The following is a 15,372-nucleotide window of genomic DNA, read 5'->3' as shown; positions in this document are numbered from 1 at the left end:
TCTTTGCCCTGTTTTGACTTGTAGGTGACACAAAAATTATGCTGAATACTAAGAGCCGCTATAGCGAGCCTCTCGAATTTATTCTTCTTGTTGGTCGGTCTCTTCATCGCTATGGCGCAGCCGCTCATCATATCGAAGCAGCACTCTTTGGCTTGGCTCAGAAATACTGTGATGAATATGAATTCTTTGTCACTCCTACCGCGATTATTTCTTCTGTAAAGATTGATGGGGAATGGCAGTCACGACTCCAGCGAGTCACCCCTGGCGGTATCGATTTGGGCAAGCTTTCTCTGGTCGATGATGTTGGTGATAAGGTCACTCATGGTGTCATGAATATGCAAGCTGGAATCGAACAAATTCGCAAGATCAATCGTATTCCAGAGGGGCGGTTTGATCCCCTCATTCGTATTTTGTTTTTTATGGTAGCTTCGTTGGGCTTTGGTGGCTTTTTGGTTTTTGATTGGCTCGATCTCGCTGTGGTAGGAGTCCTTGGGTTTGTTGCAGCCATCATGGGCGAAATCATCGCGTTGATCCCTAATATTTCACAGGTCAAGGAGTTCTTAATATCGTTTGTGGTCTCCTTCTTGGCCCTGCTCTTGATCTCTGTTTTCCCTGATCTAACCGTGAACAGGATTATTCTTTCAAGCTTGATTGTGCTGATACCTGGCCTATCGCTTACCATTGCTCTTTCCGAGATCGCTACGAATAACTGGCTCGCTGGCACTGCCCGGCTGATGGGAGCCGCAGCCGAGCTTCTTAAAATCAGTTTTGGTGTAGTCGTGGGAGGTTTAGCTGCAAAGGGTATTCATAATATCCCCGTCAGCTCGATCGAAGGGCAGCCAGACTTCCTAGTTCCGGAAATCTTTCTTCTTCTTCTTTCAGGATTGTCGTTTTCGTATCTATTCCGCAATTTGCGTCGAGACTATATCTGGGTTATCATCGGTGCTTGTCTTGGCTACTACTCGTCTCAGTTAGGAGCCTATATATTCGGTCGCGAGTTGGGTGTTTTTTGGGGCGGAGCCTGCCTTGCAGCATTCAGTAATGGCTTTGCAAGGTATCTCCATCGGCCTGCGCTTACGGTCCTGATTCCTGGCCTAATTCCCATGGTTCCGGGGAGCATTGGCTTTCAATCCCTGACATTCATGTTTGAGCATGATGTCATGGCAACCATGGCATCAACATTCAATCTTGTGATTGTAGCGGTCGCTTTAGTTGCAGGCTTGACCGTGGGGAACATGATTGTTCACCCGCGGCGAAGCCTATGATTTGCTGTGTGGAATAAGTCTTTATTCAAAAAGCCCTAAGATATCGTCTCGGGTCATCTTGAGGGCTCCCTGTCCACCACCGATTGCAGCCTCTGCAAGCTGGCGCTTTTGAGCCTGAAGCTCCAAGATTTTCTCTTCGACTGTATCCAGAGCCACAACAGGATGGACCATAACGGGGTTTTCCTGCCCAATACGATGAGCGCGGTCTGCAGCCTGGTCTTCCACAGCTGGGTTCCACCAAGGGTCCATAATAAAAACGTGGTCAGCTTGAGAAAGGTTTAAGCCCACTCCTCCTGCTTTCAATGACATCATTAGTACGGGAGGACCATCGATCTTCTGAAAGGCGTCTACTATTGTGCCTCGATTGCGGGTGCTTCCATCCAGGCGAAGGTATGGTATCTCCGCTTCCTTAAATCGCGGTTCCATAAGATCGAGAAAGCTTGTCCATTGAGAAAATACAAGCGCCTTATGGCCTTCTGCCAGTGCTGTTTCAAGGGTTTCTAGCAAAAGGTTAAGCTTGGATGAGCTAGCCGCTTGCTGCTGAGGTAGCAAGGATGGGTGGCAGCACGCCTGTCTCATCCGAAGTAAAGCTTCGAGTGCTTCAATCACACTGCCACCAGCATTGAGCTTCTCAACAATATCTTTTTGTGTTGCCGCACGAAGGGCATCATAAATTTGTCGCTCGGTCTCAGAAAGCTCTGTGTATAAGACTTTTTCTGTTTTTGGTGGCAACTCTTTGGCAACATCTCTTTTTACTCGGCGTAAAAGGAATGGCTTGATCTTACGCTGAAGATAGGCTGAGGCTCCCGCTTGACCATCTAGAATAGGTTTTACATATTGATCTTTAAAGTACTGGCGATTGCCCAATAGTCCTGGATTAAGGAACTGAAATTGACTCCAGAGATCTTCAAGGCTGTTTTCTACGGGAGTTCCTGATAACGCTACCCGAAACGAAGCATTCAACTGAAAGGCAGCCTGGCTCACTTGACTATCAGGATTTTTAATCCATTGAGCCTCGTCTAAGACTACAATATCGAACGATTTTGCTTTGAAGGTTTCAATATCTAGCCGAAGTAGGCCGTAGGACGTGATCGTCACATCAGCTTTGGGTTCGAAGCGTCTTTGGGGGCCATGGTAAATATTCACCCGGAGCTGAGGCCTGAACTTGCTCAGCTCTTTTTTCCAGTTGGTCATGACGCTGGTTGGCACGACAACCAAGCAGCGACCCTCAAGTATAGCGATAGTTTGCAAGGTCTTGCCAAGGCCCATGTCGTCGGCTAAAAGAGCGCCGAGTTGATGTTGTTTAAGGTACGAAAGCCAATGGTAGCCATCAACTTGATAAGGGCGAAGATCAGCGTTTAATGATGCAGGCATCGGCGAGGCTGGTATCTTTTCGAAGTTTTCCAGGGTTTCCTTGAACCTCAAAAGTTCGGCACTTGGGGTCTGGCCTAGATCCTGACTAAGGCGAACCAAGCTGGGGATCGCCGTCTTCGGCAATTCAGCCCTACCTTCCTTGGCCATCAGTAGCTCTAGAACTTTTTGCCCGTATTTCTGCAACCAATCCGCAGGCAATGGTGCCCAACCACCAGTTTTAAGCTTCACAAGTGACTGATTCTTTTCCCATGCGCTAAAAACTGCTGCTGGCGATACTTCACTGCCTCCCTGATCTGAGCTTGAAAAGCTAAGATTAAAGTCGTTTCCAGTCAGAGATAGGGAAGGAATCAAGGCAGGTTTTAACGCGAAGTCTTTTTCCCCTTGACCTTTCAGGTCGCCACGCCAAGATTTGATAGTTTCAAGATATTTAACGCCCTGCTCGCCAAAGTACAATCTCGTTTGTCCCGGTTCTAAGCCCAGCTCGCGGGATAGTTGATCGCGAAGTTTTCGTTCGGCATCTTGGTTTCGCACAGGAACCTTGGTGCCGAACGTTTCTAACTCATCTCCTTGAAGTCTTGCAATCGCCGGACTACCGTAAACGATATAGGGTGTTGCTTGGAGACGATCCCCTACAGTTTTTAAGTCCATTTCAAGGCGGGGGGTATCATAGCTGAGTTCAGGTAGATTCCCAGCTTGGTTATCGACGGTAACTTTTTCCCGGAGCCCTGGTAGGATCTGACTTGAGAGGCTGATCAACTCACTGGAAGCGAAAAATTTACCGCTTTTGAGAATTTTATACTCTCCAGGTAGAAGCTTGAAGTCCTTAATGGGATGCAGGGAGTCTTTGATCAAAGCAATATTGTTTTTGAATGCTGTTTCAATCCTCGGATCGAGACCACCTTTCATAAAGACCCCCGTGCCCTGATCGGTAATGGTAACGATCAGGCCGACCGGCTCTGTACTAACCGTTACTTTCTTGCCGTCAAGGTAGACGTCTTCAATATTTTTTAAAAAAGGGCTCATCTTTTCGAAAACCTTACCCTCTATAATTCCTTGCAAGGTTCGACCTAATGCGACGTCGATTCCCAAATCAGCCTTGGTTGGTGAAAGATCGATATCAGCTCGCGTTCCGCGACTTGTTGTCAATGGCACCGTTAGCGGAGTCTCTTGTTCGTCGGTCTTAATAAAGCGATGGAAGGACAGTCCTTGGCTGGTGGATTGAAAACGATAGACGATTTTTCCAGAAGCAGTTTTCGATTTCGGGAGGCTCACCCCTTGATCCCGCGACTGCTTAAGCACTATTGCAGCAGCGATGACGTGGTAGCAGGGGTCTGCATTGCAGCTACAGTCGGAGTTCCAATCTAGGTCATCAGGCCAAAGCTGAACTTGAGCACTGCGTCCCAGGCCGCGGTCAAGCACCCGTAAACTAACCTCACCGTCGCCATCGTCATCAGCGGTGACAGCATCGCGACGACTCAATTCGACACCTTTCGACCACATTTGAGGGCTTGTTTGCTCGCGTATTTCCGCCAGTAACTCAGAAAGTGACATGGTTCTCCCTTCTTGGACAAGCTTTCGAGACGACATGATTACTTGATTCCAAGGTCTGACACAAGTACCAGTGCCGATTGTCCCTCGTGGCGAAGTTTGTTACTCTTGAATAAGTTTACCAAGTTAAGGAGTGGCGATGAGCAAGACAATCGACAGGTTTACGGGAGATTTGTTTCTGGTGGAGTTGCCGGAAGATCTCAAACGATGCCTTCAAAGTCGATTGAGTAAGACCAAATCAGCTAGCACTCTTGAGGATATGATCGTACAAGTGCTTTCTAAACACTTTGCGAGGGAACTGGCCGAGCGCAAGCAAGACCGCGTTCGTCGTGATCGTGCGCCTCTGGACTCTTACCTTCCTCGCGATGTTGATCCATTTGAGCCAGTCAAATTGAAAGGTGCTAAGCTCCCCCTAGACTTTCATGAAATCAGCCAGCGCTCCACCCGAGGGGGCATCCCAAAAATCCTTAAAAGTTGAGTCAGTGACTCTTGCAGTCCCTTGTGCTAGGACTTGATCCTTAAGTGATCCTGCCAAGTGATTTAGGAGTCGTTATGAACATTAAGCAGCAATTTAAGTTTAAAAATGGGGTGACCATGGCTAATGCAATAGCATTAGCTCCGATGACCAATACTCAAAGCCATGAGGATGGGCGGGTGAGTGAAGATGAAATCGCTTGGCTCCGTCGTCGTGCTAAAGGGGGTTTCGGAATGGTCATCACCTGTGCGTCACATGTGCTGAAAGAGGGGCAGGGTTGGCCTGGCCAAATGGGAATCTTCGCTGACGAGCTTTTGCCAGGGCTTCAGTCTGCTGCTCAGGGAATTCGTGACGAAGGCAGTTTAGGGGTGGTACAAATTTATCACGGCGGAATTCGCTCCCCCAAAAAACTAACTGGGCTGACACCGCAGTCGGCGATCGCCCATGCTCCCAGTGATAATCTCCCTGACGGTGCAGATCCTATGTCGGAGGCCACCATTGAGCGAATCATTGAAGGCTTTATTGCTGCGGCGGTACGTGCTGAAAAAGCCGGGTTTGACGGCATTGAAGTTCATGGGGCTCACGGCTACTTGCTGACTCAGTTTATGGATACCAGCAACCAAAGGTCAGATTCATGGGGTGGCTCCTATGAGAACCGATCTCGTATCTACCGGCGAATTGTCCGCGGGATTCGGGGCAAAGTTAGCTCTAGTTTCTTGGTGGGGGTGCGGATCAGCCCAGAGTCGTATCCGGGGCAGGGTGGACTTCTTCTTGACGAAAGCCTGCGCCTTTCTCAAGATCTTATCGACGATGGCATAGACTTTTTACATGTTTCCCTTTGGGATGTTTTTAAGGATTCCGAGCAGCGTCCCGGTGAGTCCTTGCTAGATATTTTTGTTGGCGCAGTCGATGGCCAAGTACCACTTATGGTCGCTGGTAAAGTCAGCCGACCTCAGCAAGCGGAAGATGTTAAGAATCGTGGTGCGGATCTTGTTGCTCTCGGTCGTGTTGCGATCGGTAACCCTGATTGGCCTCATCTTGCTGGTGATGCTGATTATCAGCCTGCGGAGCCTCCGTTTAGCGAGTCTTATCTTCGGGAGCAAGCGCTTGGTTCGTCGTTTATTAGTTATATGAAACGTTGGGATGGCTTTGTGAAAGCCGATTGATGAGCGACTGAACACCCTCAATTGGTAATGATATGAGATGTCGAGGGTTTTTCTTTAGATCTAGTTACTGAATAGTAAGAGTTTGCCACCGATCAAATTTTAAGTTTCCCAGCGGTCTCATCCGAACCTGATTAGGTAAGATGTAAAGAAAGGTTTGATGATGAAAAAACAGCTAATCCATCTTTTGAAAGACGAAGTGATACCGGATTTGAAGGATCATGAATTTGCTCAGGTATCTGCTGACTACGCCAATAATCAGGCTGAAGAGATCTATGATTTCTATGAGAGAATTGTCAATCACACAGATTGTGAAAGCCTACTATATGAGGAATTGAGGAGTCGCTATGGCGATAACTTACAGCATCCAGAGCCAATGATTCGAAAGATGATGAGTGTCTTAGAAAGCCATCCACCGCAGCGCCTAGCTGCCTAAAAGCTCTCCTATACCAGTGCCGAGTCGATTTGAAGTCTCGGCGTTGTTGACTTTGTCACTTGCTCGTCACCGTACCCAGCACATACTGTCTCCTTGTAGCCTAGCCAAGAATTCAACTTGACTGGGCACTAGTTTGCAGCCATGCATCAAGTGGTTGCAAAATAGCAAGATCCTATCCCGCCTTCATCAGCTTTTCCAAGCCAAGCGCGTATTCTTTCTTAATAGACTCGCGAAGTATGAACTTGGGTCTTTTTAGATTCAAATACGGCTCCAGAGGGACTTCTGATTGATAATGAAAAAAGATTCTAAAGCAGCAGCTCTCTCCAGGATCAAGAGACATGGCATACACGATGTCTTGGTCAAGGTCTCCAAGCTGCTCCTGGCTAGTCAATGGATGGCCAGATTTTGCGTTGGGTAGAAGTAAAGGCTCTCCGCTTTTTTTAGCGTGGAGCACTTTTTTCATCAAACTTTTTACCCGTGTTCGTCGCTGCTTGTCTTGGCTGATTAGAGCCTGTTTCAGGGTTGCAAGGGCTTCTTCAAGATTATCAGCGCGAGCGTAGGCCAGGCCTAGATTGTAAAGAACAATGCAGCGTAGCTCAACTTTATTACTGGGCAATGCTACGAGCGCTTGCTTGTATGCTTCGATCCCTTCTTGAAACCGATCACACTGAATGAGGGCAACGGCTCGATTATTAGTAAAGCGCACAACATTTTTCAAAGATGGTAGCTGATTCATTAAGTCTCTGGCTTTTTCAGTTTGATTTGCTCGCAAGGCGTTCTTGGCTTCTAGCTCCTTTATTGCTTTGCTATCAGGGCTAATACGCCGAGCCCTTGCGATGGAGTCCTCATACTTCTTTTGATTATTGCTATTCATGTGAGCTTCAGCGATTGAGCATAGTCGTCCTACATTGTAGGGAGACATGATATTAGCACTTTCCAGGCACTTGAGGCCAGCGTCGTATTCTTGCAGATGGATGAAGCTCGTGCCGAGGGTGTGCAGGACTTCGAGAGTATTGGCGACCTAGGGCCATCGCTTCGATTGCGAGATCTCTACTTTGCTCATATTCACCTTTAGCCAAGGCTAACTCAGCTTCGAGGCTTTTGGCATCTCCGGGAATCACTTGGCTGTTCCGGCTAAATTGATTGAATAGAAACTGCGCTTTGTCGAGGTCTTCATGAATCAAGGCTCTTCTGACTTTTCGCTTTAAACTATCTGGGGTATTGGGCACGCGCTCCTGTTGGAAAATCCAAATAATTTTCTCATATAGGAGTTCCTCGGAAAGTGGCTTTCGTAATGCTGATCGAACTCCCATCTCCTGTAGCTGTGGTAAATCGTTGGGGTTTAGATCACGGTTCACTGCGATGATAGGTATATCAGACTACTCACGAATTAACGCAAGTTCAAAGGCCTCTAAATCGCGAAAGTGTTCCATTTCATCGAGGTATAGTCGAATGTAATCTGCAGCTACGAGCCGATAATCATGATTGAGATGTTTCATTCGTTCAAGAATGCCGGACACCTCGTTCTGCAAGTTATTCTTATTGAGAAGAATATTGTGGTATGACAAGGCTCCAAGTTCGAAACAGCGACCGACAGCTTTCATCGTGTCGCGATTGGCAAGAATCGATACCTTGACCTTGCCAAGAACGGGAGTTTTCCGGATTACGGACAGAAGTTGAAACGTATAGATCTTACCGTCGAGGTCTATTGGGGTAAAAATCCAATCGAACGGTTCCACTTCCAACAGGTGAAATGCTGATTCCACCGAATGGGCGGCCTCAATATTCTGGAAGCCGAGTTCTTGAAATGCTTGGGTCGCTTGCTGAAGAAAGGCTCCACCTGGGGCGACGATAAGGATTCTTCGCAGCTGTAGGATGGAGTTCATGGCACGCCTCAAAGAAGTTTATCGACGAGATCAAGGATCTTTTCTTGCTCGATAGGTTTCATGACCCATGCAGAAACTCCTTTGGCCTTGCCATGTTTTACCAAAGGGCGACTGGTATGGGCGGTTTCCACCACAATAGGGATATCCTCAAGCATATGCATTCGGCGAATAAGGGTGATAAACTCAAAGCCATTCATCTCAGGCATCTGTAGATCGACGAAGACACATGCAATATCTGGATGCTCGCGCACCTCTTGGAATGCTTCCTTGCCGTTCGAGGCTGTTAAAACGCGGACATCTCTGGACTGAAGGATTTTCTTGAAAATCAAAACGGTGTCCGGTGAGTCGTCGACAATGAGTATCTTTTGCTTCAGTTCGTTGCCGTGCTGAGCAGATGCTTGATCGAGGTTGTCGAGATCGTGGTCCAGGCCTTGCTCCACTAGGACGTCATAGCCCACCGTACCATTTAGGAGCTGTAACTTTTTCTCGGGAAAGTTTTTGGCGATTTCAGAGATCTTGCCTTGAGCGTATTGACTTCCTAATGCGGCAGCCTGTTGGTAGAGTTCGATGGCTCTTGCAAGGTCTGGTTCCCCCTTTAAGCCAAGCTCAAACAACATGGCTTGGTTGCAAAGATGCCAAACATCCTGTTGTGACTGCGGTTTTTGAACAACTTTCGAGCCCTTTACCATGATCTCTCCCAAGCTAAACCTGCCGATCTCCTTTTCGGTGATAGGGAAGCAGAGTCAATCGCAGCTCTCAAGCATTACCCAAAAGTTTATATCCTTATTCTATTGTGGTTGCGGTGATCATAGCCTTGACATTCCCAGCTTCGAGACTAAGCTAAACTGTTGGTCTTGATCTGAAATAAGGTAAATAAAATGACACAGGAAAGCTTCGATTATATCGTTATTGGAGGAGGCTCTGGAGGAATTGCCAGTGCGCGAAGGGCCGCCAATTATGGTGCCAAGGTTCTCTTGATAGAAGGAGGGGCATTGGGTGGAACCTGTGTAAATGTGGGTTGTGTGCCCAAGAAGGTGATGTGGAATACCGCTTCCATTGCAGAGTGTCTCCATGATGCTGCGGGATATGGGTTTAAGACGGGTGATATTTCTTTCGACTGGAACCACATCAAAGTTAGTCGCGATGCTTACATCAAGCGATTGAATGATATTTACAGCCGCAATCTTGAAAAGTCTGGAATTGAGACAGTCCAGGGCTGGGCACAAATGTCAGGCCCCAACCGTGTGGCCGTTGGGGAACGCGAATACGAAGGCCGACATATTTTGATCGCAACTGGAGGTAAGCCAAGCTTACCAAGTATCCCCGGAGTTGAGCTTGGCATGACCTCAGATGGCTTCTTCGAGCTGGATCATTTGCCAGAAAGAGTCAGTATCCTGGGCAGTGGCTACATTGCCGTCGAGCTTGCTGGGGTGCTGAATGCACTTGGTTCGCAAGTTGACCTATTCATTCGCAAAGATCGGGTTCTGTCGCACTTTGACCGCTCCTTGGCGGAAGCGTTGCAGTTAGAAATGACTCAGGCAGGCATTTCGATTCACTATCGAACTCAAATATCAAAGGTCAGTGGAGCTGCTGGTCGTCTCACAGTACATGATGATAAGGGGCAAGATCACCCTGCGAACGCGGTGATATGGGCCATTGGTCGCGATCCTAACACTAGTATTGGCCTCGACAAAGCCGGGGTAGCCTTAGGCGATGATGGCTTCATACAGGTCGATCCCTTCCAGAATACCACCCAATCCGGAATCTATGCGGTAGGTGACGTGACTGGCCATGTGCAACTCACCCCTGTGGCGATTGCTGCGGGCCGACAGCTTTCAGAAAGACTTTTTAACGGTAAGGATTCAGCACGGTTGGATTATGAAAACGTTCCCAGCGTTATCTTCAGCCATCCTCCCATCGGAACCGTAGGGCTAACCGAAGCGGAAGCCGTGGCTAAGTATGGTGACGATAGGATCAAAATCTACACCTCGAACTTCACCAATATGTACCACGCCGTAACAGAGCGCAAGACGAAAACCCTCATGAAATTGATCTGCCTTTTACCTGAGGAAAAGATTGTCGGCGCCCATGGGATGGGCATCGGTCTCGATGAGATGATGCAAGGGTTTGGAGTTGCTGTAAAAATGGGTGCCACGAAAAAAGATTTCGATGACACGGTAGCGATTCACCCTACTGCAGCGGAAGAATTCGTGACGATGACGTAATCCGATGGAAAATCTGTACTTAGCAGTGTGATTTCTCTAGGACCAGGCTGACCCACAGCCTGGTCGCCGACAATGATCCCCGATAAAGCCCTCAAAATACTAAAAAGTTAAAATTGTTTCGAGCTAAGGATTTTTTGTCCGAATCACCTTATGAGCCCGATGTTGGAGGCGAAATTCTTGGGAGATGGGAATCCATGGTTTCTTACAGTATGACTAGTTTGGTCGGTATCAGTTTGCTTCTTGGTGCCTGCACAGTTGAAGAAAGCCGTCTTGATTCTCCGAGTCGATCGGCTTTGGTCGATGAGAACGGTGATTTCTATCATAACATCCCAAGCTTATACGGAACAAAGATGCATAGTCTTGGTGCGGTGAGCGGCTCCATGCAGCTTTCAGCCCAGGACTCCTGCCTCGATCGCGATATGGATGTGCCACACCAGGCGCTATTAGGGGACGCATGTCGTTTGAGGGTCGTTCAACAAGACAAAATCATGGGTCTCAACGGTGGGGATCTTGACGAAGACGGCTTATTGACCTGTGATGATGGTGGAGATGACTCCCAAAGCGGATTGTTGTTCAAGGTGCTTTGTCATGAGTCGGTCGTCGATCGAGCGGGGGTGCGAGAATACAGTGCTGAGCTTCAATCTACAGAACAATTTGTAAGTGCATCCTTCTCAGATTACAACGCATTCGATACCGTTAACGCAATGGGGTTTTGGACCGCGGGTTCTCGTTTAGTGTATCCTATGAACCTGCGCGTCTGGGCCGGGCCAAACATGGCCGAACTAAAACCAAGTCTAAGCCTCTCGATGGCATCCATGGACGCAGGTCAATTTAGGTTTGATCTCGCGGGGCTTGGGATCGATCTCCGCGGTGAAAACGAGTTTCGCTACAGTGCTACCCCAGACTGTGTGGAGCAGCTCAACGATGTCAATTGCACATTATCAGCCAACCGCGTTGCGGGTAGCGACTTGCTGGAGGGAGCCATCAAACAGGCTGCGACCAGATTTATCAGCGACCACCCTCAGGCACCTACCCAAATGGCTATGGAAGCTTGGATTGATTACGGCACTGATAAGGTGTTTCGCTACCACGACGAAGAGCTTTCTCCTCGGTCGGTTTACCTTCAAGCGGCGCAGCTCGGTGATTACCTTTGGGTCAAAGTTCAATTTCTATCTGACGATGGGAGTGAGCTGGCGATTCCGTCTGAATCGCGGTACTTCAGTGCACTTCAGGGCGGATTCTGTCATGACTTGACGGAAGTCCAATACAATCTTGATTGCAGCAATTTCCCCGTTCGTGAATCAGCATTTCGAGACCTATATGCTGGCTATAGCCAGCTAAGCCAGGGCAGAGAGCAGCTGTCATCTAGCGATACCTTTCAGCAGTCAAAGCCACGTCAGGTACTTGGCGTGGAGACCATCGATTAAGCTGTGGTTTTCAAGTCTTTAGAAATAACAAATCGATTTCGACCATTGGCTTTTGCCTCGTATAGCGCACTGTCGGCCTCTTTGAGGAGTGCTTCCGCTGAAAGCAATTGTGCCGATGGTTGCGCCGATGCAATTCCCATACTGATAGATATGTGATTGTCGACCTTTGATGATTCATGGGGAATCATGAGCCCTTTGATTGCTTCCTGGATGCTCTGGCAAAGCCCTTCTGTTTGAGCAGCCGAGGTGTGAGGGAGTACGATAGCAAACTCCTCGCCACCGTAGCGAGCCAGTAGGTCTCCAGGGCGTCGGAGTTGGGATTTGATTGCTTTGGCTACATCCACCAAACATTTGTCTCCCATCTGATGGCCGTAGGTATCATTAAACTGCTTGAAAAAATCGATATCGATCATGACGAAGGTGATGTGTCCACCTTGTCTGACAGCGCGACGCCATTCTTGATCGACGGTATTATCAAAACACCTTCGATTGGGAATCCCGGTCAGGCTATCGATCAGAGATAGGTTTGATAGAACCTCGTTCAGATCTGAAAGTTGGTTTGTGGCTTCGATAAGTTCTCTTTCGCGGGCCTTACGACGCTCGATTTCATACTTCAAGCGAATCCCGGCGCGAACTCGTGCCTTAAGTTCGTATTCCTCAATGGGCTTACTAAAAAAATCAGAGGCTCCGTAGGCGAACGAAGATGACATCCCTTCCGCTCTTGAGTGCTCACTCATGGCAATCACAGGCACATCCTGATAAAGGTAAGATTGCCGCATGCGCTCGATCATGCGATAGCACGGAATTCCACCTGTAACATCGATGATGGCGATGTCGATGGCGAATACGGCCTGCATCACCCGATCGGAATGGTGGAGCATTAATTTTTCTTCAGCAGCATCGAGGCAATTGAAAGCGTATATCTCGTGGTAGCCCCACTGATGCAAGAGGTCGCAAATAATTTTCAGATCTACCTCATTCGGGTCGACAACTAAAACTCCCATGATCGATTCCTTACCCATAAATTAATTTGTGCCTGGTCTAAAACCTGTATCGACAAATTAATTAATCTGTTTTAGGAGAACTCTGATTTTATGGAAATAGTTCGTTATTCTTGAATGTTAGCTTTTCTATCGGAAGCTAATAGAGTTTTGGTCTCCGAGTTCGCAATTTTTAGGCTTCTTCGTGAAAGTTATCAATAAAAACAGTAATTAACAGTGTTTTCTGGAAGAAGGCCGTCGATCGACTCGGCTATTTCTGGTGTGTTAGGGAGAAAAACTAAAACTTTCTAAGGGTATAGCTTTTGGTTGAGTGACCAAAGTGCTCCCTAGTCCCCAGAAGATTCACCGTGCAAGTACCAATTTCGCTGCAAAAGATCATCAGCAACCTGCAATACATCAAGGCATGCGCCTCGGCTAATTTTCGACGAGAGACCTTCATACTCTCCCAGCACGATAGCTGCTAGAGTTGGGGAGTGACTTTTGGCTAGCCACCTGGCCGAAGCGATAAAGAACAACAGCTCTCGGTCAATGGCAATGAATTGGTTCGAATCTTTAAGCATCTGTCCTAGGGCCTTGATCCGAATGACCAGTGGAATACTGCTGTCTAAGCATTCCTCTAGACAAAGAACGGCTTTCATGAAAAAGCCTAGGTCTTTTGCTTGAAGCTTTTTATTGCGGGCAATGGTACTCATTTTAGGAAGTCGATCAAGCCACTGCCGCTGTGGCCAGGCGAGAGACCACAAATAAGCTTCCATGATATATACGGCTTGGTAGTGGCTGCCCTTACGCTGAACGGACTGGATCATCGGTTCAAGATCTTGCTCAAGACTCGCCTTGATGCAGAACGCTTCCCAAGTTAGCTCCCTGGAAAATTTAGTTGATCGTTCAGCTCCAGACTCGATTTGGGTAATGAGTTCCTTGGCCTCATCAAAGCGCTGATCCAAGCGTAAGCATCGAATTCGACCTATCATTGCAGATTCTTTTTGACTTCGTGAAATCTCAGCTGTCTCTACGGACAAATACTCTCGATAGGCACGAGCTACTTGGCCCAAGCGAAAGGCCCGGATGGCTTTTGCCAATGCCTGGTAGGATTCACCGCCTGGGGGGTTCTTCTTTGAAACATGGTGACTAACCTGCTGCTCCCAAGCCCCAGAAAAATGCTCTCCACTGGTTCGATAGATTTGGCTCAAGGCCATGTGTAGTTCGCCATAGAGAAAGCCAAGGGTCGAGGTTTCGGGTTGGATGTCTTGCATCTGTAAGATGGAGTAGGCGAGAGTTACCATCTTTTTGATTTGCTGTTGGCTCAAGCCACCCCAATTTTTGTGGTGCACCAGGGCTGACATGATATAGACATATAGTTCCAAAAGGTCTTTCGGATCGCTAGAGGCTTCTCGTTCTCGAATACCCCGCATGATGGCTTCAAATCGCCCGCGGGTTCCTTGCTCATTTGTTACATGATCGAGATGGGTTTTGATCAACTTTTTGGTGTGATCAATATTTTTACTTTGCCACTCAATCCGGCGTCCTTTTGCCATTTTTCGACCTGTCGACCCAGTGAAAGCTTCTATTTTCATCGACTTTCTATAGAAAATTTTTAATCATTTGAAGTCAAGTGTTGGATTTTTATGAAGTAATTTTTTTCAGTCAATCTCAACTAAAGGTTTTATAAGTGATAGCCGATAGTAAGGGCTGAGGGGGTTATAAAATGCAGAACTTACTCGTCGTACTCGGTCTCTACGGGATCATGACGCTAGCTGGGTGTTCCCAGAATTCAGCAGACACTATCAAGAGTTCCTTCGCGATTAGCGATCAGGCTCCGGTTACTAAAAAAAGCCAGGACTCTAGTATTGTAATTCCCGAAAAAGAAGAGCTGCAGGCTGACAATGGCAAGGCCTCTGATGATGATGAGGGAATCCCTGGCTATCTAGTTGATCCGAGCCAGATCGATGCCGATACCGACGGTGATGGTACTCTTTTCACAGCACCGAATAACACCATCATGAGCAAGTCTCAGAAGCCTATTTTTGTGGTGGCTTGGGAACTTGATGAAGACTTTATTGATAGCAAGAATGGAATTCTAGATGATGGCGCTGCAGCAACAGCTGTGCGTTTGGCTTCGTCCCCTGTGGTGGCAGGAGGAAGCTTTCAGCTTTTTGTTCCCGAAGAGCAGAGGGGTAATGGCATCGTAGTTTCTATAAGCTACGAAGCAGAGCCAGTAGCTCTAGAGTTTGTGATTGAAGAACGCAACACCTATGCAGCCTTTGCCTTTGCTAAGAAAAGCTCAGGTGGTGGAGGCCATGGCGGAGGGTTTCCGCAGCAGCAACAGGACGAAGTTTTCGGCCTGGTGGCTAGCGATGCAGGCAAGCTGGATAAGTTCGAACTCGACTTTGACATTGACTTCCTTGATCAGCTTTTCGATCAAGAGGAGAACAGTGGTAACAGCAGTCGATAGATAAAATTAGGTTACTATTAAAAAGTAATATATTGATTAGGTTCTAGGATGGAACTTGACAAAAGCTAACTCTCGTACATCTTCTCCGATTTCTTAATCTGGGACTGCGTCCTTGCGGTT

At 47.7% G+C, this 15,372-nt stretch carries 14 protein-coding genes; 7 read left to right on the top strand and 7 right to left on the bottom strand.

The annotated features are described in order from the left end of the window. Positions 1-38 precede the first annotated feature (38 nt). Positions 39-1,265, top strand: a complete 1,227-nt coding sequence (locus B9N89_RS25075) for a threonine/serine exporter family protein (protein WP_132323915.1) — start codon at positions 39-41, stop codon at positions 1,263-1,265. 21 nt (positions 1,266-1,286) lie between these two features. Here the strand turns inward: B9N89_RS25075 and B9N89_RS25070 are convergent, their stop codons facing one another. Next, complete coding sequence (locus tag B9N89_RS25070) at positions 1,287-4,226, bottom strand: DEAD/DEAH box helicase (protein ID WP_132323913.1); 2,940 nt, start codon at positions 4,224-4,226, stop codon at positions 1,287-1,289. Positions 4,227-4,326: 100 nt separating this feature from the next. Between B9N89_RS25070 and B9N89_RS25065 the strand changes: the two genes are divergently transcribed. From B9N89_RS25065 to B9N89_RS25055, 3 genes are all read left to right on the top strand, one after another. After that, on the top strand, positions 4,327-4,665 hold the full coding sequence (locus B9N89_RS25065) for a hypothetical protein (protein ID WP_132323911.1): 339 nt from the start codon (positions 4,327-4,329) through the stop codon (positions 4,663-4,665). 74 nt (positions 4,666-4,739) lie between these two features. After that, positions 4,740-5,828, top strand: coding sequence for an NADH:flavin oxidoreductase (locus tag B9N89_RS25060; RefSeq protein WP_132323909.1), 1,089 nt, complete (start codon positions 4,740-4,742; stop codon positions 5,826-5,828). A 157-nt stretch (positions 5,829-5,985) separates the two neighbouring features. Next, positions 5,986-6,261 (top strand): hypothetical protein, encoded by a 276-nt coding sequence (locus B9N89_RS25055; RefSeq protein ID WP_143478265.1) that lies wholly within the window; start codon positions 5,986-5,988, stop codon positions 6,259-6,261. A gap of 172 nt (positions 6,262-6,433) precedes the next feature. Here the strand turns inward: B9N89_RS25055 and B9N89_RS25050 are convergent, their stop codons facing one another. The 4 genes from B9N89_RS25050 to B9N89_RS25035 are packed head-to-tail and all read right to left on the bottom strand — an operon-like array spanning position 6,434 to position 8,836. Beyond that, positions 6,434-7,135 (bottom strand): tetratricopeptide repeat protein, encoded by a 702-nt coding sequence (locus B9N89_RS25050; protein WP_159455621.1) that lies wholly within the window; start codon positions 7,133-7,135, stop codon positions 6,434-6,436. A gap of 52 nt (positions 7,136-7,187) precedes the next feature. Continuing rightward, complete coding sequence (locus B9N89_RS25045) at positions 7,188-7,619, bottom strand: hypothetical protein (protein WP_132323903.1); 432 nt, start codon at positions 7,617-7,619, stop codon at positions 7,188-7,190. A 21-nt stretch (positions 7,620-7,640) separates the two neighbouring features. After that, entirely contained in the window at positions 7,641-8,147 is a 507-nt protein-coding gene (locus B9N89_RS25040; RefSeq protein WP_132323901.1) for a response regulator, read from the bottom strand. An 8-nt stretch (positions 8,148-8,155) separates the two neighbouring features. Further along, positions 8,156-8,836: a response regulator gene (locus B9N89_RS25035; RefSeq protein WP_132323899.1), complete on the bottom strand. Its 681-nt coding sequence runs from the start codon at positions 8,834-8,836 to the stop codon at positions 8,156-8,158. Between the two features lie 189 nt (positions 8,837-9,025). On the opposite strand from B9N89_RS25035, the gene gor reads away from it, so the two are divergent. Both gor and B9N89_RS25025 read left to right on the top strand, forming a co-directional pair. Then, complete coding sequence (gor, locus tag B9N89_RS25030; protein WP_132323897.1) at positions 9,026-10,372, top strand: glutathione-disulfide reductase; 1,347 nt, start codon at positions 9,026-9,028, stop codon at positions 10,370-10,372. 209 nt (positions 10,373-10,581) lie between these two features. Continuing rightward, positions 10,582-11,799: a hypothetical protein gene (locus B9N89_RS25025; RefSeq protein ID WP_159455620.1), complete on the top strand. Its 1,218-nt coding sequence runs from the start codon at positions 10,582-10,584 to the stop codon at positions 11,797-11,799. Here B9N89_RS25025 and B9N89_RS25020 read toward each other — a convergent pair. Both B9N89_RS25020 and B9N89_RS25015 read right to left on the bottom strand, forming a co-directional pair. Continuing rightward, on the bottom strand, positions 11,796-12,803 hold the full coding sequence (locus tag B9N89_RS25020) for a GGDEF domain-containing response regulator (RefSeq protein ID WP_159455619.1): 1,008 nt from the start codon (positions 12,801-12,803) through the stop codon (positions 11,796-11,798). The genes B9N89_RS25025 and B9N89_RS25020 overlap by 4 nt on opposite strands. A 323-nt stretch (positions 12,804-13,126) precedes the next feature. Beyond that, positions 13,127-14,374: a hypothetical protein gene (locus tag B9N89_RS25015; RefSeq protein WP_132323891.1), complete on the bottom strand. Its 1,248-nt coding sequence runs from the start codon at positions 14,372-14,374 to the stop codon at positions 13,127-13,129. Between the two features lie 131 nt (positions 14,375-14,505). On the opposite strand from B9N89_RS25015, the gene B9N89_RS25010 reads away from it, so the two are divergent. Next, positions 14,506-15,252: a hypothetical protein gene (locus B9N89_RS25010; RefSeq protein WP_132323889.1), complete on the top strand. Its 747-nt coding sequence runs from the start codon at positions 14,506-14,508 to the stop codon at positions 15,250-15,252. The last annotated feature ends 120 nt before the right edge of the window (positions 15,253-15,372 follow it).

The organism is Pseudobacteriovorax antillogorgiicola, from assembly GCF_900177345.1.
Lineage (GTDB): Bacteria > Bdellovibrionota_B > Oligoflexia > Oligoflexales > Oligoflexaceae > Pseudobacteriovorax > Pseudobacteriovorax antillogorgiicola.
This window is presented reverse-complemented; position numbering and strand designations above follow the sequence as displayed.